The 6,461-nt window shown below is 66.3% G+C and carries 1 protein-coding gene and 1 pseudogene; both read right to left on the reverse strand.

Going from position 1 to position 6,461, the window contains the following annotated elements; translation table 11 throughout:
- Positions 1-329: hypothetical protein (locus tag AB4Y79_RS21495; RefSeq protein WP_441866209.1), on the reverse strand; the 329-nt coding region annotated here is incomplete at its 3' end.
- Positions 330-695: 366 nt separating this feature from the next.
- A pseudogene (locus tag AB4Y79_RS21500) lies at positions 696-6,461 on the reverse strand (Ig-like domain-containing protein); the annotation flags it as partial.

Genomic DNA, 6,461 nt, shown 5'->3' on the forward strand with positions numbered 1-6,461 from the left:
ATATTCGCCGGCGACACCTGATTCAACGTCGAACCAGTCGCATCATCAACAAACACCTCACCGGCATGCTGCAACACATCAAACGTCGTCGACGCCGGCGTCACCGCACCATCCAACACCCGCGAAGGATAATTAAGGCGCCCCACAGCGTTCTTGGTCTTGGACACCACCCAGACGCCACCATCATTCAACTCAACCTCAGTGGTCTTAAACCCCGGATACAACACCGCACCCGTCACCACCACCGCCACCACCACACCAAACGCAGTACCGGCGGCGGCCTTCTTATGTCGCTTTTTCAGCCCAAGCTTCCCCAGCAGAGTTGTCACAGCGTTACTTTTCCCTCAGATTGTGTTGCCGGATACCGGCCTGTTCGCGGGACAGGCAGCAGGCTTTCTTTCCCCGCGCCAAGACTACCGAAGCCCCGCAAGACCCCGCGATGGGGACCTCTATCCCCTGCCGGGCACCGGCCGGGACCGTTGCCCGGTGCCCGGCGGCTATGGCGTTGCTCCTGTCGGGAAGGTGCACAGCGGCACTCCGCTCTGCGCCGGCGAGCCCAGCGTGGTGTGCAGCGACTGGATCCAGCGGGTGGCGTTCGGTGAGCCGCGCATGATGTAGTACCACTGGCCGTCCCCGCTGTAGGTGGTGCCGTGCGGCTTCCAGCACATGACATCGAAGGTGTCCAGGTGCGACATCCACGGCCGGTCGTACCCGCCCTTCCCGTCACAGGTGAAGTTCTGCGGATCGTAGGAGGTGGCGCCGGGCAGGTCGGTGCAGCTGCGATCCATCCCGCTGGCCAGCCTGGTGGTCCAGCGGGTCTTGGCCGCGCCGGACTGGGCAGATGCCGAGGCGAGGGGCCCGCCGGTGCCGCGTGAATTGACCGTCTGCACGTCGATCGAATGCCGCTCGTTGAAGCCGGCGGTGTTGATGGTGCGGCTGCCGGAGGCTGCCACCCGTTCCCAGCCCCCGCCGTCGATCCTGATCTGGGTGTAGGCGATGTCGTAGCTGCCTGCTGCCGGGGACGCCCAGCTCAGGGTCAGGTTCTTCTGGTTCTCGGCGCCGTCCTGCCCGGCGGCCGACGGAGTTCCCGGCGCACCGTACGGGTTGGCGGTGGCCGGAGTGCTGGCGTCGGAACTGGGGGCCACCGAAGAGTTGGCGATCACGGTGATGGCCGTGGAACTGCCGTTGGCGAATCCACCGACGGTCTGCCCGGGCCTGATCGGCCCCGACTGTCCCGTGCTGGCCCGGTAGGTGTAACTGACTTCGGCGTACGTTGAGCCGTTGCGTTCGGCGGCGGTGAGCTCGCGGAAGTTGATGGTGACGGAGCGGCCGGCACCGCCGGTGTTGGCCTCCGTGGCGCTTACGCCGGAGACCTGTGCGAGCTTGCCCGTGGCGCGGCGGGGAGCGGACGCCGCACTGACCGCGCCCTTGCCGGCCTTGTTCTCTGCCTGCACGGTAAAGGTGTACGACGCTTCGGAATTGTTGGCGGTGAAGTTGGCCGTCCGGACGGTGCCGGCCACCATCTGGGTTTGGGCCGCCCCGCCGCCACCGCTCATGGTGACGTAGTAGTTCCTGATGGCGTCACCGTTGGTGTTTGGCTCGTTCCAGTCCACCTTGAGCTGGTTGGACGTTCCCACCGAGGAGGCCACGGACGACGTCGGAGCGGCGGGTGCCGCGGGAACACCGGCAGGGTTGTCCTCGGCAGAGTAGGGGCTCCAGTCTGAGGGGCCGAGTTCGTTGACTGCCTGGGCGCGCACCTTGTAACGCACGCCGTTGGTGAGTCCGGGCCAGGTGTAGCTCAGCCCGGTCACGCCGTTCTTGACCGCTGCCCCGTTCGCGGGCGGCGGCGAGATCTCCAGGTTGTAGTTCTTGACGGCCGAGCCTTCCGTCTTGGCTGCCGGCCAGGTGATTTCCATGTTCTTGTCGCCGGCCTTGACGGCGGGGGCGTCCGGCGGCGACGGCTTTTCGTCGGGCCTGATCTCGTTGGAGGCCGGCGACGGATCGGATTCGTTGACCTCGTTCGTGGCGGTAACGGTAAAGACATACTTGACGTCGTTGGTCAGGCCGGTCAGCGTGCAGGTAGTAGTGGCACACTCCTGGCTGAAGCCGCTGGCGGAGTGCACGGTGTATTTGGTGATGGCTGCGCCGTTGTCCGACGGCGGTGTCCACTTGAGCACGGCCGTCCGGCTCCGGACATCCGTTGCAGAAGGCGCAGAGGGCGCGTCGGGCCGGTCGCGGACGGTGAGCCGGACCCGGCCGTCGGTCTGCCGGGACACGTCCCCGGTCTTGTCCATGATGGTGTACCGCACCACCATCACGCCTTTGAACCCGCTCGCCGGGGTGACCGTGATCGAGTCCCCCGACACGGCAGGCTGCCCTGCGGCCGAGCCGGTCTCCACGGTGGCGGAGGTGATCCGGAGGGGCGTCTCCGGGAAGGGGTTGAAGTCGTTGGCGAGGACGTTGACGGTCTCGGACTTGCCGGCGTTCGCCTTGTCCACCACGTCCTCGTTGGCCGTGGGCAGCGGCCGGTTGGAGGCGACCACTGTGGCGGTGATGGTGGCGCGGACCGGATCTGAGCGGCCGTCGGTGACCTTGAGCGGGATGCTGCCCTTCCAGCCGGCGGCCCGGGCCGAATCAGGAGTCACCTTAAGGGTTGCCTTGTCCACGGTTGCGTTGAAGCCCTCGGGCAGGGAGCCGTCGAGTTCGAACTTGAGCTTGTCCTGGTCGCCGGCGTCCACATCCTTGGCCAGGTTGCCGAGGTCCAGGCTGGCCGACTCGCCGGCGGGAACGTCGAGGGTGGCGCCGCTGAAGGTGGGCGGATGGTTGGCGTTGGGGTCCGGGATGACCTTGGTGATGATGCTCAGCGTGGACTTGAGGCCGGCGGGGTCGTCCGGTCCTGTGCCGTCAGTCACTTCGAAGGTGATGGAGCCGGGACCCACGTAGTCCTTGAGGGCGGCGTAACGCAGGGCATTGCCGTTTCCGGCCACCACGTTGTCCGGTTCTGCGCCCAGGACGCGGACCTTGTCCACCTGGGTGATCCGGGGCGTGCGGCCTTCCCGCACCCGGACGTAATCCGCCAGGTTGAGGGTGATTTCCTTGCCTGACATGACCTCTACGGGTTCGGTCTTGGCCAGGGTGGGATGTTGCTCGCCCTGTCCGGGAACCCAGATGACCGCCGTCGCGCTTTGGCCGTCAACGTCGGTGACGGTGTAGGGCACCAGCTGGTCTGCCGGCCCCAGCGTGACGCGCACGGTGCCCTCGCCGGTGACGCGGGCGTTGGGGTTGCCGTCAGGCAGGCCGATCTTGAGTTCGGACGCCACGCCGTCGGGGTCTGAATCGTTCTTGAGGACCGGCACGTCGACGGCGGACTTGCCCAGCGTCTCGGCCTGGGTGACCACATCGTCCTTGGCTACCGGGGCCTTCAGCGCGGCGTCGGGGCTGACTTTCACCCGGATCACGGCACCGGCCTGGGCTTTCTTATCGTCCTGGATCTTGTAGCTGACGCTTTCGTTACCGGCGGCGTTCGGGGCCGTGAGCAGCACCTTGCCGCCTTCGGCTGCCTCCACGCCGAGGTCCGGGCGCGCTTCGAAACCGTTGGACACCAAGGTGATCGGGTCACCATCAGGGTCTGAATCGTTGGTGAGGGCGTCGACGGCGATCTTCCGTCCCGGGCGGACGTCCACGGCGTCGTCAACGGCAATGGGCTTCTGGTTGGTGGCTTCCGCCGGTGCGATGCCGACGATCACGGTGCCGGTGTTCTCCGCCCCGATGCGGTCCCGGACCCGGTAGGTGAACGTGTCTGTGCCTGCCGCGTTGCCCGCTGCGGTGAATTCGAGGTAGCCGTCCTTGACCACGGCCGTGCCCATGGCAGGGGCCTTGTCCACCCCGGTCAGCTGGACCGAGTCGCCGTCGCTGTCCACGCCGTCGAGCGGTACCGGGATGCGGACGGTCATGCCCGCCACAACCCGGGCGGTGAGGTTCTTCGGTTCGGGCCGGGTGTTGAGCTGGTCGTCGCGGGCCCGGATACGGATGGTGACCTGCTGGGAGTCGGACTGGCCTGATTCGTTGGTGACCTTGTAGATCGCGTACACGGTCTTGGGCACGTCTCCGGCGATGAACCGCACCGCTCCGCCGGCCGTGAAGATGCGCCCGTCTGCTGGGTCCGGCTGCTGGGCCAGCTGCGGTTCAAGGGTGAGCGTGCCGCCGTTGGGATCGGTGTCGTTGGCCAGCACTGGGATGGTGACGACGTCGCCCGCGCGGACGGTGGCCTCGTCCGGTTTGGCCTGGGGGGCCTGCAGTTTGGCCGGGGCGGGGACCACCAGCACGGCGATCTCGCCGGTGGCGGAGGCTTTGCCGTTGGAGATGGTGTATTTGACGGTGAGCTGGCCCTGGGCACGGATATCGGTGATCCGGACAACGGAGTGGTCCAGCACGGAGACGCTGATGGGCAGGCCGTCCGCAGCCGTCACGGACTGGACCACCAGCACGCCGCCGGAGGGGTCGGAGTCATTGCCGAGGACATCCACCAGCACGTTGCCGCCGCTGGGCAGCAGCGCAGTGTCGCGCACGGCCACGGGGGCGCCGTCGCCGCTGCCGGGCACGACGTCGATACGCACCAGTTGCTGGGCGCTGGCGGGTCCGTTGGTGGCCAGGTAAGTAACGTAGTGCGCGCCCTCGGCGGTGGAATTGAACGTGAAGGTTTGCTGGTCGGCCCCCATGGTGGCGGTGGAGTTGCCGTCCGGGGTGACCTGGGCCAGGCGCAGCGCGCCGCCTTGCGGGTCTGAGTCGTTCTTCAGCGGCGCGATCACCGTGTCCACCCCAGCCACGGCCACCACGTGGTCCGCGTTGGCGATCGGCGGCAGCGCTCCGGGCGCCCGGACGTCGACGGTGACCTTGCCCTCGGTGGTGGACCGGCCATCGGAAACGGTCACGGTGACGGTTTTGCGTCCCGGTTCCGCCCCGGAATCCTGGAAGCTGAGCAGGCCGTCGGGCCGGATGCGGACCTGGTCGCGGGGGTCGCTGCCGGTGGCGCCGACGACGAAGAGGTCGTCGCCGTCAGGGTCGATCCAGTCGGGAAGGATATTTTGGCTGACTACCTTGCCTGCCTGCACCACCAGGGTGGTGTTGCGGTTGGGCTTTTGCCGGGGCGCCGAATTCTCCCCTGGCGGGACGATGTTGAGCGTGACATCGGCGGAGGCTGAGAGTCCGCGGCCGTCGTCGCCCGTGTATTTGAACGTCTCAGAGCCGGTCTTGTCGGCACCGACACTGACCTGGAACCCGGTGGCGCCGTAGATCGGCGCGAGCAGGCCTGACTTCAGGGGGTCGGGCGTGCGGACGGTCAGGACGTCGCCGTCGGGGTCGGAGTCGTTGTCCAGCACGGGAAGGACTGTGGTCTTTCCGGCGCGCACGCCGAAGGTGTCCGGTTTGGCCACGGGGGCGCTGTTGGGTTTGGTGCGGTCCGGCAGGACGGTCTGCTGCACCTCATCGGCGGAGTCCTTGTCGGCGTCGTCCGAGGTCTGTTGCGGCGGGATGACGTCGTCCCAGTTGTTGACCAGCTGCATGTTCTGGTTCACCAGCCACACATTGCCCGAGTTCACATCATTCAGGACCACCAGGTCCCGGTTCACCCGGAAAACATACGACGGCGACGCACTCGCCTTGGGCACCGGAACATTCTTGTCATCGGCATCATTGGTGCAATCACGAACATATTTGTTCGCCCCCGACCACGCCGCATGCACACACCCGCCCAACTGCACCGGAGCAGCAGGCACACCCTCGCCATCAAACGACACCGTCTTCGCCGCCGCCCCATCAAGAGGCTGCTTCAACAACRCCTTCCGCGTCGCAACAGCCACAAAATCACTGCCCGGCCCCGCCTGCTGCAACTTCGCATCCCGCGCATTCTCCAACACCAACCGCTTACCACCAGGCAAAAACAGGTTCCCCGCCGCAGCATCCAACACCACCGGCTTATCCCCCACCACCGTCATCTGCAGATCCCCGGCACCCTTAAGCCCATCCCAMGYACCGGACTCCGAGGACGTCACCACACCATCGGCATCCACCCCCGTCACCGACACCACCCCGGTCTTCGGATCCGCCGAATAAATCCGGTCATCAGCCCCGACCGCAGAAACAATCCCCTCGGAACCCACCAAAACAGGCTCCGACGCCTCCTCATCAAAACCATTCACCGTCGACGGAGASACCGCCCACACCTTGCCCGACSCCGGATCCGTSACCGAAATCGTCCGCGCCCCAAAACTCACCGCAGCAGAGCCCGGCAACYGCTTRTCCCCGCCAAGACGCATATTCGCCGGCGACACCTGATTCAACGTCGAACCAGTCGCATCATCAACAAACACCTCACCGGCATGCTGCAACACATCAAACGTCGTCGACGCCGGCGTCACCGCACCATCCAACACCCGCGAAGGATAATTAAGGCGCCCCACAGC

The organism is Pseudarthrobacter sp. YAF2, from assembly GCF_052113345.1.
Taxonomy (GTDB): domain Bacteria; phylum Actinomycetota; class Actinomycetes; order Actinomycetales; family Micrococcaceae; genus Arthrobacter.